Here is a 16,352-nt window from a genome sequence, read left to right as displayed (position 1 = left end):
GCGACCGGCCGGATGCGGACACCGCACGACCGAGACGAAGGTGGATCACCTGTGAGCACGAGGACCTGTCTGGTGACGGGTGGCGCCGGCTTCATCGGCTGCGCCGTGTCGAGGGGTCTGGCCGACGACTTCGACCGCGTCGTGGTGCTGGACAACCTGCACCCGCAGATCCACCCGCAGCCGCTCCGGCCCGCCGCGCTGGACGAGCGTGTCGAGCTCGTCGTGGGGGACGTCGCGTCGGCCGCCGACTGGGACGCCCTGCTGGCCGACGTGGAGCCGGACACCGTCCTGCACCTCGCGGCGGAGACGGGCACGGGGCAGTCGCTCACCGAGTCGAGCCGGCACGCCCGGACCAACGTCGTCGGCACCAGCGAGATGCTCGACGCGTTCCGCCGGTCCGGTCGGCTGCCGCGACGCATCGTGCTCACCAGCAGCCGAGCCGTGTACGGCGAGGGCGCCTGGCGCCGCCAGGACGGCACGCTGCACTACCCGGGACCCCGCCCGCAGGCGATGCTCGAGCGCGGCGAGTGGGACCATCCCGGCGCCGTGCCGGTGCCGATGGCCGCCGCGACGGTCGCCCCCGCCCCGGCGAGCGTGTACGGCGCGACCAAGCTGGCGCAGGAGCACCTCGTGACCCTGTGGGCCGACGCCCACGGGGTCGAGGCGGTCGTGCTGCGGCTGCAGAACGTGTACGGGCCGGGGCAGTCGCTCATCAACCCGTACACGGGCATCATGTCGCTGTTCTGCCGGCTGGCGCGCGAGGGTCGCTCGATCCCGCTGTACGAGGACGGGGAGGTGCGCCGGGACTTCGTCATCGTCGACGACGTCGCCGACGCCGTCCTGGCGGCGACGCGCGTGCCGGCACCCGGCCCCGAGCCCATCGACATCGGCTCGGGCTCCTGGCGGACCATCGCCCAGGCCGCCGGGATCGTCGCGCAGACCTACGGCGCGCCGGAGCCGCAGGTGACGGGGCAGTTCCGCCCCGGTGACGTGCGGCACGCCTGGGCGGACGTGAGCCGGGCGCGCGAGGTGCTGGACTGGACGCCCCGGGTCGGGGTCGACGAGGGTCTGCGGCGGCTGGCGTCGTGGATCGACGAGGTGCTGGGAGCTGATCGACGTGGCTGAGCAGGCGACGCGGGTGGTGGCCGTGATGACGGCGCACCGCCCCGACCCGCACATCGTGGAGGTCGTGCAGGCGGTGCGCGACCAGGTCGACGCGATCGTCGTCGTCGACAACACCCCCGCCGGCGTGCCCGGTGCCGACGCGTACCTCACGCCGGACGACCGGCTGACCCTGCTCGCGAACGGGCACAACGCCGGGCTCGCCGTCGCCCTGAACCGCGGGGTCGCCGCGGCGCCCGACAGCGAGTTCGTCCTGTTCATGGACCAGGACTCCGTGCTGGACGCCGGGGTCGTCGACGGGCTCGTCGCGCTCATGGACGACGATCCCCGCATCGGGCTGGCCGGGCCTGCGCCCTGGGACCCCCAGGAGGACCGGTACCTCGACCCGCGCACGCGCCTGCGCGACGACGTCGCCGACATGGCGGTGATCATCACCTCGGGCATGCTGGCGCGCCGCTCCGTCATGGAGGTCGTGGGCGGGTTCCGGGAGGACTTCTTCGTCGACTGCGTGGACCAGGAGTACTGCCTGCGCGTCCGCGCCGCCGGGCGCCGCGTCGTCCAGGACAAGCGGATCCTCATCAACCACAGCCTCGGCGGGACCCGGTGGTACGGCTGGGGACCGCTGAAGTTCCGGGCGACGCACCACGCGGCGTGGCGGATCTACTGGGTCGCCCGCAACACGATGATCATGCTGCGCGAGCACGGGCGGCGTGATCCTCGCTGGGCCGTGACCGCCGTCGCCATCCTGGTGTACTGGGCGATCACGATCGCCCTCGTCGAGCCGCCCCGGCTCGCGCGGCTGCGCACCATGCTGCGCGGCGTGCGGCACGGGATCACCGGGCGGACGGCGCCCGAGATGTTCCCCGGCCGCACCCCCTGAGTCCTGCGCCGTCCGCGGGCGAGCCCTCGGACGGCACCGGCCCCGGACGGCACCCGCGGGGGAGCGCGGTGCCCGCGTGGCACGGTCCGCGGGTCGACGACGACCTGCGGACCGACGGTGACCCGCGGACCGACCGGACGGTCAGGCGTCGGTCGCGCGGTCGTCGGCCGGGTCGACGACCGCCGCGTCCCGCTGCTGCTGCGCGAGCCGGGTCTCGACGTCCGTGAGCCGCTGGGCGAGGAGCGCCGACGACTCGGCGAGCGTGCGGGTCTCCTCCTCGAGCCCCGAGACCTCGGTGCTGAGCTGGACGGTGACCAGCAGCAGGACCCCGAGGGACGTCGCGAAGAGCAGGTTCGACGGCGTCTCGACACCGACGAGGTCCGCCAGCCCGACGGCCAGGCCGGGGAAGAGCGCGAGCACGAGGATCGCCGCCGAGACGACGAGCCAGATCCCCGCGTACTTCTCCCGGAGGCGACGGCGGCGCAGCAGCTGCACGATGAACACGAGCACGACCACCGAGAGGGCGACCGCGAACAGGTAGCCGCTCATGCGACGGCCCGCACGGGGCGCGGGGCCGGGCGCGAGAGCGCGACGGCCAGGGCCAGGCCGGCCCGCGCGAGGAACACGCCGGCCCGCCACGGGCTGTGGGACGGTGCCCCGCCGGCGCGCGGTCGCATGACCACCGGCGCCTGGCGGACGACGAGCCCCGCGCGGTGGGCGATGACGAGCGACTCGATGGTGTCCCCCAGGTACTCGGCCGGGTACTCGGCCGCGAACAGCGCGACGGCGCGCGGCCCGGACAGCTTGAACCCCGACGTGGTGTCGGTGAGGCGCGTGCCCACCAGGCGCGACAGCGTCGTGGACAGCACCCGCATGGCCCAGCGCCGCGGACCGCGGGCCTGGTAGGCGCCCGCACCGGCGAAGCGGGCCCCGATGACGACGTCGGCACGCTCCGCGACCGCGACCTCGACGAGGCGAGGGATCTCGGTCGGGTCGTGCTGACCGTCCGCGTCCACCTGGACCACGTGGCGGTAGCCGTTCGCGAGCGCGTACTTGAAGCCGGCGCGCATCGCTCCGCCGACCCCGAGGTTGATCGGCAGGTCGAGCACCGCGGCACCGGCCTCGCGTGCGACCGCGGCGGTGCGGTCCGTCGACCCGTCCGACACCACCAGCACGGCGGTCCCCGGCATCGCGTCGCGCAGCTCGCCGAGGACGGCGGGAAGGGTGATCTCCTCGTTCCACGCGGGCAGCACGACGAGAAGGTCTTCGGGCGTTGGCACGACGGGGAGTCTAGCCCGAGGCCGCCCGCTGACCGGTGTGCACCGCGCGGTGTGGGAGAATCGTGCGCCGTGCCCGCCCGACCGGGGGGCCCGGAGAGGAGCTCGCCGTGCACGAGGTCGCAGGCCGGACTGCGGACAGGGCGGACCTGGCGTCGGACGCGGACGCAGGCGCTGCCGCCGCACCCGTACCGCGACGCCGGCGGTGGTGGCCGGCCGCGCTGGGTGCGCTCCTCGTGGTCCTGGCGGGTGTCGCCGCGCTGCTGCAGCCCACCGAGGCCGTCCGCGCGGACGTGACCGAGCACATCGTCCTCACCGAGCCGCTCCCGGCGATCCTGCCCGGTGAGGAGGAGAGCTTCTCCGTCCTCGCGCAGGAGGACGGCCTCAGTCGCGTCGACGTCGTCCTCGCGACGTACCTGGACTCGATCGAGTGCACGCTCGTCGCCACGCTCGAGGAGGGGGACGAGGTCCTCGGCACCTCGGAGATCCCGTGCGACAGCCTCGTGGACAACGCGGCGAACCCGGTGGTCAGCGTCGACCCGATCGAGGACAGTGCGGGAAAGACGTACGACGTCACGCTCTCCATCACCCCCGGGAGCGTCGTCGGGCCGTCGGTGTGGGACACGCGCGGCGGGGACGCCGCGTACATCACCCGCTACGGGGAGGAGGCGCCGGCAGTCGGCCGCATCGGTCTCGTCCTGGACCGGATGGACGACTACTCCGGGCCGTGGGGCTCCCCGGTCGGCGTGGCCCTGCTGGGGCTGGCGCTCGCGGGGGCGATCGTGCTGCTCGTGCGGCGGCCGCGCTGGGGCCTGGTCGCCGTCGTGGCGCTGGTGGTGGTGAGAGGGCTGCTGTGGACCGCGCTCATCCCGCCGCTGCAGGGCATGGACGAGGGCGCGCACTTCGCCAACGTCCAGTTCATGGCCGAGGAGGGGCGCCTGCCCAACTGGGCGACGGAGGAGGTGCGGTACGGGCCCTACTCCCAGTCGCTCAAGGTGGCCTCGGAGGCCATGAACGTCTCGGCGCACCGCCCCACCGACCGGCCGGACTACGGTGACGACGCGGTCGAGGAGCTGCGCGAGCGGGACGCCGAGGTGGGCGTCGGCTCCGACGGCACCGCACCCGCCGCCTCGTACCCACCGGCGTACTACGGGCCCGCCGCGATCGCGTACGCGCTGGCCCCCGACGACACCGTCGAGCAGGTCCACGCGATCCGGCTGTGGTCCGTGGCCCTCGGTGCGCTCGCGATCGTCTTCGCCTGGTGCTTCGCCGGTGAGCTCTTCCCCGGACGGCGCGCGCCGCAGGCCCTGCTCACGGTGGCGGTCGCCCTCCAACCCATGCTCGCCCACCAGTTCGCCATCGTGAACAACGACGCCTGGGTCATCGCGTCCGGGTTCGCGGCGCTGTGGCTGGCGGCGCGGCTCGTGCGCTCCGCACGTGCCCCCTGGGTCATGTTCGGCGCCGGCGTGGCGGCCGGGTGCGGTGCGCTCGGCAAGCCCTTCGCCGCGATCGTCGTGGTGGCCGTCGCGACCGGGTGGCTGCTCGGCAAGGTGCGGCACCGGGTCCGGGACGTGCGGACGTACGTCGTCGAGCCGCTGCTGGCCCTCGTGGGCGTCGCCCTCACGTACGGCACCTGGCTCGTCGCGTCGCGGGTCCTGGGCGTCGACCCGGGGCTCGGCTTCCCGGAGACGCCCGACGACGGGGCGCGCGACCTGATCACGTACCTGGCCACGCAGTACGACCCTGCGCTGGAGGAGGCCCGCGGGCTGTGGATCCGGCAGTACTGGGGCGTCTTCGGGTGGGTCAACACCCCGCTGCCCGAGCTGATGTACACGGTGATCTTCTGGGTCTACGTGGCGGTCGCCGTCGCCCTCGTGGTCTGGGTCGTCATGGTCGTGCGCCAGCGCGGACGCCGGGACGAGGAGGCGCGCCGCCTGGACGCCTACATCCTGCTGTGCGCGGTCGCGGCGGCGAGCGCCGTGGGCGGCATGTACCTGATCGAGTACCTGTTCTTCGCCTCCTCGGGGCGCACGGACCTGCTCCAGGGCCGGTACGTCCTCCTGGCGGCGCCGGCGCTGCTCGCGCTGCCGGTCCTGCTCGCGCAGAGGTTCCGGCGTGCCGCGTCCACCGCGACCGTCGCCGCGGGCGTGCTCGTCGCCGGGGTCGCGGTGCTGCACCTGGCCTCCATCGGCGTCATCGCCGAGCACTTCTACCTGTGAGCGGGCACCGGTGAGCCAGGGGCTGCCGTCGCCGGCCGAGGGGCAGGAGCGGCCCGGGACGGCGTCCCGGCTCGGGCCGGCCCTGGTCGCCGTGGCGCGCATGGCGCCGCTGGCGGTCCAGCTGCTGGCGACGCCGTTCGTCATCGCCTCGCTGGGTGCGTCCACGTACGCGGTGTGGGCGCTCATGATCACCACGATCAACCTGCTCATGACCGCCGACCTCGGCGTCGTCAGCATCATGCAGCGGTTCCACGGGGTCGCCCGGGGCCGGGGCGACGTGCAGATGGCCGGCCGGGTCACCGCGACGGTGCTGGCGGTGCTCGGCGTCGTGCTGGTGCTCGTCACGCTGGCGGGACCCCTCGCCGCGGACGTCGTGCTCGCGGTCGTCGACGTGCCGCCGGAGCTGCGGGCCGAGGCGTACACGGCCTTCCGGCACACGGGCACGATCGCGGTGCTCCAGCTCATCGGGCTGGCGTTCAGCAGCTACCTCGCCGCGCACGAGCGGTTCGTCGCGTTCGCGGTCGTCTCGCTCGGCGCGCGGCTGGTGCTCGCGGCGGGGATCGTCGTGGCGCTGACGACCGGCGCGGGGCTGCCGGCGCTCGTCGTCGCCTCCTACGCCGACGCCGCGATGGCCGTCCTGCTGGGGGCCGTCGCGGCGGCCCGGCACCTGCGGCGGGAGGTCCGTCGGCCGGCGTACCGGGCCGAGCTGGGGGAGATGTGGTCGTACGCCTGGCGCAACCAGCTGAGCGGGCTCGGCTTCGTCGCCCAGCGCGAGCTCGACGTGCTGCTCGCCGGGGTGCTCCTGCCGACGGCCGCGATCGCGACGGTCACGGCGGCCGCGCCGCTCACGGCCGCGGTGTGCCTGGCGCCCGTCGTCCTGCTGACCCCGCTGTTCACGCGGCTCAGCGTCCTGGCGGCGGGTGACCCGCGCGATGTCGCCGCGCACGCGCACGAGGCCGAGCGGACGTGGTTCCGGCTCGCGGTGCCGTACGCCGCGCTCACGCTGGCGGTGCTCCCGCCCTTCGCGGCCGCCTGGGTCGGACCGGACGTGAGCGGCGTCGCCGGCGTCACGGCCCTGCTCGCCGCCGGGTACGTCCTGGCGCTCGCGACCTCGGTCGTCGCGCTACTCGTCCGGGCGGTCGGCGAGCCGGGCATCGAGACGGGGGCGTACGCCGCGTACGTGGTCGTGAAGATCGTCACCGGTGTCGTCGCCGCGGTGCTGCTCGGGCCGCTCGGGCTCGCGGCCACGGGCGTGGTCGCCTCACTGGCCATGGTGCTGGTGCTGCGCCGCGGCGCCCGGTCGCTCACCGGCGCGCGGGGGTCGGTGGTCGACGTGCCGTGGGCGCTGGTGTCGCTCGCGGTGGCCGGTGCCGCCGCGGTCGGTGCCTGGGGGGTGGCCTCGGCGGGTGTGCCGCGGCTCGCCCAGCTGGCGGTGTTCGCCGTGATCGCGGCGCTGGCCGCGGCCGTGCTGCTCCTCGTGGGGCGTCGCCGCGGGACCCGGACCGAGGGCGCGGCCGCGCCCTCGGAGGGCTCGCGCCGGTCCTGACGTCGCGGCGGAGCCGTGCGCTGCGCCTCGCGACCGGCGCGCGGGACCCGCGGCGCGGTTCCCCGCGCCGCGGGACCTCGTCAGTCGCGCCCGGTCTCCAGCAGCCCGAGCAGGTACGCGCCGTAGCCCGACTTGACCAGCTTCTCGGCGCGCTCGCGCAGCTCGTCGTCCGACAGGAAGCCGCGTCGCCACGCGACCTCCTCGGGGGACCCGACCTTGAGGCCCTGCCGGTGCTCGATGGTCCGCACGTAGTCCGACGCCTCGAGGAGCGAGTCGAACGTGCCGGTGTCGAGCCACGCGGTGCCGCGCGGCAGGACGCCGACCTGCAGCCGTCCCTGCTCGAGGTAGACACGGTTCACGTCGGTGATCTCGTACTCGCCGCGGGCCGAGGGCTCGAGGTCGCGCGCGATCGCGATGACGTCGTTGTCGTAGAAGTACAGGCCCGGGACGGCGTAGTTGCTCTTCGGCTGGGCGGGCTTCTCCTCGAGCGAGAGCGCGCGGCCCTCCGCGTCGAACTCGACCACGCCGTAGGCGGTGGGGTCGGCGACCCGGTAGGCGAAGACCGCCCCGCCGTCGATGTCGCCGAACCGCTGGAGCTGGGCACCGAGCCCTGCGCCGTAGAAGATGTTGTCGCCCAGCACGAGCGCGGAGCTGTCGTCCCCCACGAAGTCCGCGCCGAGGACGAACGCCTGCGCGAGCCCGTTCGGCTGCTCCTGCACCGTGTAGCTGATCGAGATGCCGAACTGCGACCCGTCGCCCAGGAGCCGCTGGAACTGCTCGGCGTCGTGGGGGGTGGTGATGACCAGCACGTCCCGGATCCCGGCGAGGATCAGCGTCGACAGCGGGTAGTAGATCATCGGCTTGTCGTACACCGGCACCAGCTGCTTGCTGACGCCGAGCGTGATCGGGTGGAGTCGCGTGCCGGAGCCGCCGGCCAGGATGATCCCTCGCATGGCTCGACAGTCTGCTGCATCGCGCCTCGGAACCGAAATGCGCGGGTTCTAGGGAGCGACGTCGGCGCAGTCCAGGCCGATCCACCAGTCCTCGGGCGCGAGCGTGACGACCACGGGCCCGATCGCGGGATCGGCCCGGCACGCCCGCTGGTCCTCGAGCACCTGCTGCGACCACGACGGACCCTCGTTGCGCGCGGTGACGGTGGGCTGCCAGCTGACGACCGCCGCCGCGACGGCCGGCGCGAGGAGGACGGCGGCCGGCACGCGCCAGGCACGGCCGCGGGGGAGCAGCGCGACCGCCAGCACCACGACGGAGGCGACCAGCATCGAGGGGACCACGGCGTACCGCACGATCGCCCAGCCGTCCCCGGGCGACAGCACCGGGGCGTTCGCGCGGACGGCGAGCACGTAGAGGACGACGGAGGCGACCGGGGCGCCGAGCGCCCACGCCCGCTGCACCGGGTCGCCGCGGCGCACCACGACGACGCAGGCGGCCGCGACGACGAGCAGGACGGGGACCACGGCGGCGGTGCCGAGCACGTCCGTCGCGACGTGCAGGCCGCGGCCCGTGCCCGTCCACAGCGTCAGCACGGCCCCGTACGCCCAGCTCGTGAGCGCCTCGCCGACGCCGGGGACGGGGGCGTCGCCGGCGTCGCGCGACGTCGTGGCGGCGGTCACGAGCTGGGCGGCGACGGCCACCAGCCAGGCGATGCGGACGGGCAGCCGGGCGCGGTCGCGCGTGCGCCACAGCAGCATCGGCGCGAAGGCCGCCGTCTGGATCTCCGTGAGGCCGGCGATCAGCGCCGCCGACGCGAGCACGACGGTGTCGACCCGGCCACGGGGGCGGGCGAGCAGGATCCACGGCGTGGCCCAGAGCATCAGCCAGTGCAGGTTCGCGAGGTTCCCGAGCACCTCGAGGGGGAGCACGGGGACGGCGACCGTGAGGGCTGCGAGCGAGATGCGGGTCCACCGGCCCTCGACGAGGTCCGCGGCGCAGCGGTGCACGAGGGCGGCGACGAGGCCGGTGATCACGCAGCAGGCGACCGTGACGGCGACCGCCCACGACTGCGGCGGCACCACGGCCACGAGCAGGTCGGCCACGGCCCGGGGCAGGGCGTGCAGGTACCCCGCGTACGGGTTGAGGACGGCGTCCGGGAACGCCTGGTCGAGGGCGTCGGTGAGCATCACCGGGCCGTCCTCGGCCCACAGCGTGTCGCGCGCCAGGGGCGCCAGGCGGAACCAGGCGACCACCGCGGCGAGCAGCGCGACGGCGGCCGTCACCGCGGCGTCGCCCCGGTGGCGTCCGGGCGCGCGGTCGCCGTCGGTCAGGTCGCCGGCCGTCGCCCCCGGTGCGGGTCGGGCCGGGATCTGCCCGCTGCCCGGCCGCGGGGTGTCTGCAGTCCTCATCCGCTCCTCCTGGCCCCCCTGCGTGACGCCGCAGCCGCCGGGCCGTCGTGTCGACGGGCTGCGGCGTGGCGGTGGCGCCGACCGGTCGCGCGACGCCCGCGGGCCCGGGTGGTGCGGGGGCCCGGTCGGTCCGTGGCCGTGGCGGGACGCCCCGTCGCATGATGCCGCACGGGGGCGTGCGGGGCAGCGGCAGCGGGCGGGTAGGTGCTCGCCGACGGCGTCACGGGTGCGAGGTGCTGCCCGCGCCCTCGTCGAGCAGGTCGTGCTCCACCCGCTCGGAGCCGACCAGCCGGTCGCGGCGCCCGGGGTCCGCCCGCAGGCGGTCGGCGAGCGGGGCGTCGACGAGCACGAGCGAGCCCGACGACGCGAGCACGGCCAGCCACCGCCGCAGCGCCCCGGTGCCGTCCGCAGCAGGCAGCAGCGTGCGGCCGCCCGGGCCGCTGGTCACGAGGTCCGCGTGCCGGACCGGCCGATCGCCGCCGACCGCGGGTGCGGCGGGGTCGACGGGGGGCACGGGGCCCGGCTGGTCGCCGTAGGTCATGACGGCCCCGGCGGCGTCGATCGCCCCCGCGGGCAGCGGGCCGGGCCACGCGCGTGCGAGCGCCGGGAGGGCCACCGCCACGAGCTCGGGCGCGCCGGCGTGCGCCTCGGGCGCGGTGGTGACGACCACGTCGGGCGTCCCGCCGCGGGTGTCGACGACGCAGGCCCCGACGCGCCACGCGGCGAGGGCCCACACGAGGGTGCGCCAGTGACCGGGCAGGTCGAGCAGGACCGTCGTGCCCGGTCCCGCGTCGAACTCCTCGACGAGCAGGTTGGTCGTCTTGTTCACCCAGTTGACGAGGACCGCCCCGGACAGCTCGACGCGCTCGCCGTCCTCCCCGTACCAGGTCAGGCGGGGGCGTCCGGGGTCGCCCAGCAGCCGGTCGAGGAGGTCGCCGACGTGGGTCGGGGGGCGGTCCGCGTTGGTGTCCACGGTGCCCAGGCTAGACATGCGTGCGCGCCACGCCGGGCGCGGTCAACTTTCACCCGGGCAAGTCGGGCATCTAGCACGGCTCCGGTTGACGGCACGGAACGACACGCGTGTAATTCAAGGACTGATCCATCCACGCGCACCACGGTCGCGGCCTCCGCGCCGCCTCCAGCCGGTGCCGGGCGCTGGTCAGCGACCGGAACGGCAGGCACGAGCACCGAGCACGACACCCGCGGAGGCACGCATGTGGCACCTGCTCGACGACGAGACCTTCCCGACGGACGCCGCCACCCCTGCACCCGTCCAGCCCGTCGCCAACGTGCTGTCCATGTTCGGCACGCCGGACGACGACGGGCCGATGGGATGGCAGGAGCGTGCGCTGTGCGCGCAGACGGACCCCGAGGCGTTCTTCCCCGAGAAGGGCGGGTCGACCCGCGAGGCGAAGAAGGTGTGCACGCAGTGCGACGTGCGCGCCGAGTGCCTCGAGTACGCGCTCGCGAACGACGAGCGCTTCGGCATCTGGGGCGGCCTGTCCGAGCGTGAGCGGCGCAAGCTGAAGCGGCGCGTGGTCTGACGGTGCCGGCGTCGGCGCTGTGCTGCGCCACGCCCGGGCGGCCTCCCGCCCGACGCGGCACCGCGACGGCATGATGGCGCGAGCATGACTGACACGCTGTCCCCTGCGGACCCCATCACCACGGCCGCGGTGCCGGTGACGACACCGGTGACCGCGGTGGTCGTGACCCGTGGCCGCACCCGCTACCTCGCGACGACGCTGCGCGCCGTCGCGACCCAGTCGCGGCGGCCCCTGCGTGTGCTGGTCGTCGACGTGGCACCCGCGGACGAGCGGGTCGGACCGGTCCTCGACGAGGCCTTCGCGGCGGTGCCCGGGCCCGCCCCCCGGCTGTCGACCGTGCGGGCGCCCCAGGCCCGGACGTTCGGCGAGGCGGTGCAGGCCGGGCTGGACGCGCTGGCGGAGGCGCTGGGGGAGCGCCCGACCACGTGGCTGTGGCTGCTGCACGACGACAGCGCGCCCGCGCCGGAGGCGCTGGCCCGGCTCGTGCGCACGGTCTCCAACGCGCCGTCCGTCGCGGTCGCCGGCTGCAAGCAGCGGACCTGGACGGACCCGGAGCGGCTGCTCGAGGTGGGTGTGCGCACGACGCGCTCCGGACGGCGGATGACCGACGTCGAGCCCGGCGAGCTGGACCAGGGCCAGCACGACGGGCGCACCGACGTGCTCGGAGTGGGCATCGCCGGCGCGCTGGTGCGTCGCGACGTCTGGGACGCGCTCGGCGGCACGGACCCGGCGCTGGACCGGTTCGGCGACGGGCTGGACCTGTCGCGGCGGGCGCGGCTCGCGGGGCACCGCGTGGTCGTCGTGCCCACCGCCGTCGTCCGGCACGCGCAGGCGTCCTACCACGGCCTGCGCCCGACGCGCGGTACGGAGTCCGACACGGCACCGGGCGAGGTCGACCTCGACGGGGACGGTGAGCCGGACAGCGCCGACCCGACGCGCTCGTTCGCGGCCCGGCGCCGGTCCCTGCTGCACCAGCGGCTCGCGAGCGCGCCGCTGCCTCTCGTCCCGCTGGTCGCCGCGATGACGCTGGCGGTGGCGGTGCTGCGCTCCCTGGGCCAGGTCGCGGCCAAGCACCCGCAGCTGGCGGTGGCGGAGCTGCGCGTCGCGATCCTGGTGCTGCTGCGCCCGGGCCCGGTGGTCCGGGCGCGCCGCCGCGCGCGCGCCTCTCGCGTGCTGCCCCGGCGGACGCTGCGCCCGCTGCAGGCGACCTGGCGCGACGTCTGGCAGCAGGCCCGCGACCGTCGGCTGGCCCGGCTGGAGGAGCGCCGGCTGGTGCGCGCGCCCAGCGAGCTGGAGCTGCGTGAGCTGGCCCTGCTGGCGACCCGCCGTCGCGTCACGCTCGCCGTGGTCGCCGTGGTGCTGGGGCTGCTCTCCGCGGCCGCCGTGGGTCGTCTGCTGAGCCCGGTGGCGGCGGGTGCACCGCTGGTCGGTGACGCCCTCGCGCGCACGACGACGGGTCCGGGTGACCTGTGGGCGGCCGCGACGTCGGGCTGGGTCGCCGCTGGCGTCGGTGCACCCGGCCCTGCCGACCCGCTGCTCGTGGTCCTCGCCGTGCTCGCGGTGCTCCTCGGTGGCGCTCCGACCGCGGGCGTCGCGGTGCTGGTGCTGGGTGCCGTCGTGCTGTCCGGCCTCGGGGCGTGGGCGGCTGCCGGCGCCGCGACCCGCTCGGTCGTCGTGCGCGCGTGGGCCGCGTTCGTCTGGGCGTCCGCGCCCGCGCTGCTGCTGGCGGTCGGGGACGGTCGGGTGGGCGCGGTCGTCGCGCACACCGCCCTGCCCTGGGTCGCCCTGGGACTCGCGCGCGCCGTCGGGGTGCAGCGCGTGGACCAGGTCCTCTCCGGCATCTCGACCGCCCGGCGGGAGGTTGACGAGCCCGACGCGGACGTCGCCGCGGACGAGCGGGCCGCTGAGGCCGCCCGCCGGGTGCTCGGTGCCGACGTCGCCCCGGTGGGCGTCCGGGCGTCCGTGGCTGCGGAGCACGGGACGACGGGTGCGGAGCACGGGCTGGCGGGTGCGGAGCACGGGACGGGGGGTGCTGAGCACGGGACGGCGGGTGCGGAGCACGCCGAGGTCGACGTCGTCACGCCTGTCCGGGGCGTCGGCGTCGTGCCGGCACCGCGGGCGCCCGGTTCCGGGGCCGTCCCGGTCGCCCGGCCGGCGACCGCCGCCGGGTCCACGGGGTCGGCGGCGCCCCCTGCCGACGAGGCAGCCGTGGTCGCCACGTTCGTCGGGGCGCCCGACCCCACGGGCTCCGTCGCCGCCGCGGCGGGTGCGGCCCTCGCGCTGGCCGTGGCCGTCGCCGCCGCGCCCGTGCTGCTCGTGCCTGCGGTGCTGCTCGTCGTGGTGGTCGCGGCCACCGTGCCGCGGGCGCGGGTCCGGGTGCTGGGGGTCCTCGTGCCGACGCTGGTGCTGCTGGCGCCGTTCCTCGTCGAGGTCGGGACCCGGGGTGCGGCGGGCGTCCGGCTGCTGCTGGCGGAGCCCGGTCCGGCGACGCCCGTCGAGCCGGCCGCGGCCTGGTCGCGCGCCCTCGGGGTCCCGGCGGACCCGGCCGTCCTGGTGCCGGCGGGTCTGCCCGACGTGCTCGCCGTCGCCTGGCCGTACCTGACGGGTGCCGTGCTGGTGCTGCTCGCGGCCGGTGCGCTGCTGCGCGGCCGCCCGGTCGCCCGCGGGGTGCGCGTGTGCTGGGCGGTGGCGGCGGTCGGGGTCGCCGCCGGCGCCGCGGTCGCCGTGCTGCCGGCCGCGGCCGGCGCCGACGCGGTGGGACCCGCGTGGACGGGCGCCACCGTGTCGTTGACGACGCTGGGGCTGCTGGGTGCGGCCGTGCTGGGCAGCGACCGGCTCACCGCGCGGCTCGCCCGGCAGTCGTTCGGGTGGCGGCAGCCCCTGGTGGCCGTCACCACCGTCGTGGCCGTCGTGGCCGTGGCGTGCGGCACCCTGGGCTGGGCGTGGACGGCGCGCACGGGCGACGCGGTCGCGCTGCGGGCGTCCGGTGAGCCGGTCGTGCCCGTCGTCGGTCAGCAGGCCGGTCGGTCCACCGCCTCCTCGCGCGTGCTGGCCCTCACCGCACGCGGGGACGGGTCCGTCGACTTCTCGCTGCTGCGGTCCGACGGCGACCAGCACGTCGACCACGCCGCCGCCGTCACCACGCGGGCGCTCACCGGGTCGCTCCGGGCGCCGGTGGTGGCCGCACCCGACGACGCGGCGGCCGAGGTCGCGGCCCTCGCCGCGCGGCTCGTGCAGGGGGCTGCGGGCGACGTCGCGCACGACGTGGGCGCGCTCGGGGTGGCCGACGTGCTGGTGCCGGCGGTCACGCAGGACGACGCGCAGAGCCGTGCCGCCCGCGCGCGGCTCGTCGGTGTGCTGGACGCGACCGCCGGGCTGGAGCGCGTGACGCACGACAGCTCGGCCACCCTGTGGCGCGTCCGTCCCGCGCAGGGTGAGGTCGTCACGTCCTGGGCGCGCCTCCTCGGCGCCGGGCAGGACGTCACGGACCCCGCGGCGGGTGCCGTCGCGGTCCCCGCCGAGGGTCGCGCGATCGGCACCACGGTGCCCGGGGGTGACGGACGGCGGGTGCTGGTGCTCGCGGAGCGCGCCGACCCGGGCTGGCACGCGTGGCTGGACGGCCGCGAGCTCCCCGCCGTCGACGCGGGCTGGCGCCAGGCCTTCGAGCTGGGCTCCGACGGCGGCGTGCTCGAGGTCCGGTACGTGAGCCCGCAGCGGGCGCCGTGGGTGGCGGCGCTGGGCCTGACCACGCTGGTCACCGTCCTGCTCGCGCTGCCGTTGCGACGACGTCGAGGGGTGCGCACGTGACCGGGACGACGACCCCGCCGCCGACGCCCGACGCCGGGGCCGGCACCCCGCCGCGGACGCGGCGCGGGCGCCTGGCGCGTGCCGCGTCGGGCCTGCTCGTGCTCGCGCTGGCCGGTGGTGCCGTGGCGGGCGCCACGCAGCTCGGTGCGGCGGACGCGCGCGCGGTCGACGCGCCCGGTGTGGAGGTCGACCCCACCCCCGTGACGCTGCAGTGCCCCGGACCGGTGGTGCTGCCGCAGCGCGGGGAGCGGGGTGACGCGGCGTTCGACCCGTCGCCGGTCCAGCCGCAGGTCGCGCTCGACGCGGTGACCGCCGCCGCCGGCGGTGCCGGGCCGCTCGCGGTCCTGCCGCTCGGCGGCACGGCGGCGACGCGCGAGGTCGCCGCGGGTGGCGGCGCCGTCCGGGTGACCGGCGGCGCGACGCCGTTCGTCGTGCGGGCGCAGCCCGGCGACACCTCGCCGGTCGTCGCCGCCACGGGGACCTCGGTCGTCTCGGACGGCGACGCCCGTGGCCTGGCCGCCGCGTCGTGCCGGGCACCCTCGAGCGGGCACTGGTTCGTGGGCGGCTCCACGGCGGTCGGCTCGACCTCGACGTTGGTGCTGAGCAACCCCGGGCTGACCGCCGCGCAGGTCGAGCTCGAGATCTTCGGGCCGCGTGGTCCGGTCGACCCGACGACCGCCCGGCACCTCGTCGCGCCCGGGGCCACCACCACGGTCGACCTCGGTGGTGCCGCTGCCGACCAGGCCGCGATCGTCGTGCACGTCACCGTCACGGGGGGGCAGGTGGCCGCGCACGTCCAGGACACCGCCGTGCGCGGGTTCACGCCCGCGGGGACCGACCTGGTCGTGGCCGGAGCCGCCCCGGCGACGCGCCAGGTGGTCACGGGCGTGGTCGCCGTGGAGTCGGCGGTCGGGTCGCCCGACGCCCCCGTCCTGCGCCTGCTGGCACCGGGGCCGGAGCAGACCGTCGCCCGGGTGACGCTGCTCGGTGGCGACGGCCCGGTGGCGCTGCCCGGCGCGGACCGGGTGACGCTCGCGGGCGGCGAGGTCACCGACGTGCCGCTGGGCGGGCTGCCGACCGGGGCGTACACCGTCGTGGTGGACGCCGAGGTCCCCGTGGTCGCCGGCGCCGTCACCTCGCGGATCGGCGCCCCGGGTGCGCTCGACGACGAGCCGCGCGTCGAACGCGCCTGGTCCGCCGCCACCGCGACCGGGGCGCACGGCGCGATCGCGCTCCCGGCGGGCGTCGGGGCGCGGGTGGTGGTGGGTGCGATCGGTCAGGACGCCGACGCGCAGGGCGAGGGCAGCGCGACGCTGCGCGTGCTCGGGGGCGACGGTCAGGTCCTGTCCGAGCACCGTGTGCGGGTGGACGCCGGGACCACCGGCGCGTGGGACGTCGCCGACCTGGCCCCCGACGCGGCGGGGGTGGAGCTGGAGCCTGTCGGCGGCGTGCCGCTCGTCTGGGCCGTCGCGCTCACCCTCGAGCAGGAGGACGGGCCGCTGGTGGCCACGCTGGACCCGGTGGGCGTCGTGGGCGCCACGGGCGCGGTCGCGGTCCGTGAGGACGCACGGCCCGCGCGCGGCTGACGGCAGGCGAC

The 16,352-nt window shown here is 76.5% G+C and carries 12 protein-coding genes; 7 read left to right on the top strand and 5 right to left on the bottom strand.

What is annotated here, in order from left to right; genetic code table 11:
- Positions 1–51: 51 nt before the first annotated feature.
- Positions 52–1,125 (top strand): NAD-dependent epimerase/dehydratase family protein, encoded by a 1,074-nt coding sequence (locus KG103_RS11925; protein WP_249670569.1) that lies wholly within the window; start codon positions 52–54, stop codon positions 1,123–1,125.
- Complete coding sequence (locus KG103_RS11920; protein WP_207340948.1) at positions 1,118–2,002, top strand: glycosyltransferase family 2 protein; 885 nt, start codon at positions 1,118–1,120, stop codon at positions 2,000–2,002. The genes KG103_RS11925 and KG103_RS11920 overlap by 8 nt, the downstream gene beginning before the upstream one ends.
- Before the next feature lie 141 nt (positions 2,003–2,143).
- On the opposite strand, the gene KG103_RS11915 is transcribed toward KG103_RS11920, so the two are convergent.
- A complete protein-coding gene (locus KG103_RS11915) occupies positions 2,144–2,551 on the bottom strand; it encodes a DUF2304 domain-containing protein (RefSeq protein WP_207340949.1) in 408 nt (135 codons plus the stop codon).
- A complete protein-coding gene (locus KG103_RS11910) occupies positions 2,548–3,282 on the bottom strand; it encodes a glycosyltransferase family 2 protein (protein ID WP_207340950.1) in 735 nt (244 codons plus the stop codon). Before KG103_RS11910 ends, KG103_RS11915 begins: the two co-directional genes overlap by 4 nt.
- Before the next feature lie 107 nt (positions 3,283–3,389).
- Here KG103_RS11910 and KG103_RS11905 point away from each other — a divergent pair, with 107 nt between their 5' ends.
- Both KG103_RS11905 and KG103_RS11900 read left to right on the top strand, forming a co-directional pair.
- Positions 3,390–5,498, top strand: a complete 2,109-nt coding sequence (locus KG103_RS11905) for a DUF2142 domain-containing protein (protein WP_207340951.1) — start codon at positions 3,390–3,392, stop codon at positions 5,496–5,498.
- A 10-nt stretch (positions 5,499–5,508) separates the two neighbouring features.
- Positions 5,509–7,044 carry a lipopolysaccharide biosynthesis protein gene (locus tag KG103_RS11900; RefSeq protein ID WP_207340952.1) on the top strand — a complete coding sequence of 512 codons (1,536 nt, stop codon included), beginning with the start codon at positions 5,509–5,511 and terminating at the stop codon, positions 7,042–7,044.
- Between the two features lie 80 nt (positions 7,045–7,124).
- Here KG103_RS11900 and rfbA read toward each other — a convergent pair whose 3' ends face one another.
- The 3 genes from rfbA to KG103_RS11885 form a co-directional block, all read right to left on the bottom strand.
- Positions 7,125–7,997 carry a glucose-1-phosphate thymidylyltransferase RfbA gene (rfbA, locus tag KG103_RS11895; RefSeq protein ID WP_207340953.1) on the bottom strand — a complete coding sequence of 291 codons (873 nt, stop codon included), beginning with the start codon at positions 7,995–7,997 and terminating at the stop codon, positions 7,125–7,127.
- A gap of 48 nt (positions 7,998–8,045) precedes the next feature.
- Positions 8,046–9,404 carry a hypothetical protein gene (locus KG103_RS11890; protein ID WP_207340954.1) on the bottom strand — a complete coding sequence of 453 codons (1,359 nt, stop codon included), beginning with the start codon at positions 9,402–9,404 and terminating at the stop codon, positions 8,046–8,048.
- A 220-nt stretch (positions 9,405–9,624) separates the two neighbouring features.
- Positions 9,625–10,377, bottom strand: a complete 753-nt coding sequence (locus KG103_RS11885) for a TIGR03089 family protein (protein ID WP_249670568.1) — start codon at positions 10,375–10,377, stop codon at positions 9,625–9,627.
- A gap of 241 nt (positions 10,378–10,618) precedes the next feature.
- Between KG103_RS11885 and KG103_RS11880 the strand changes: the two genes are divergently transcribed.
- The 3 genes from KG103_RS11880 to KG103_RS11870 all read left to right on the top strand — a co-directional run bounded on the left by KG103_RS11880 (position 10,619) and on the right by KG103_RS11870 (position 16,341).
- Positions 10,619–10,948, top strand: a complete 330-nt coding sequence (locus tag KG103_RS11880; RefSeq protein ID WP_307860937.1) for a WhiB family transcriptional regulator — start codon at positions 10,619–10,621, stop codon at positions 10,946–10,948.
- A gap of 84 nt (positions 10,949–11,032) precedes the next feature.
- Complete coding sequence (locus KG103_RS11875) at positions 11,033–14,755, top strand: glycosyltransferase (protein ID WP_207340956.1); 3,723 nt, start codon at positions 11,033–11,035, stop codon at positions 14,753–14,755.
- Positions 14,752–16,341 (top strand): DUF5719 family protein, encoded by a 1,590-nt coding sequence (locus KG103_RS11870; RefSeq protein ID WP_207340957.1) that lies wholly within the window; start codon positions 14,752–14,754, stop codon positions 16,339–16,341. Before KG103_RS11875 ends, KG103_RS11870 begins: the two co-directional genes overlap by 4 nt.
- The last annotated feature ends 11 nt before the right edge of the window (positions 16,342–16,352 follow it).

The organism is Cellulomonas wangleii, assembly GCF_018388445.1.
Classification (GTDB): Bacteria; Actinomycetota; Actinomycetes; order Actinomycetales; family Cellulomonadaceae; genus Cellulomonas; species Cellulomonas wangleii.
This window is presented reverse-complemented; position numbering and strand designations above follow the sequence as displayed.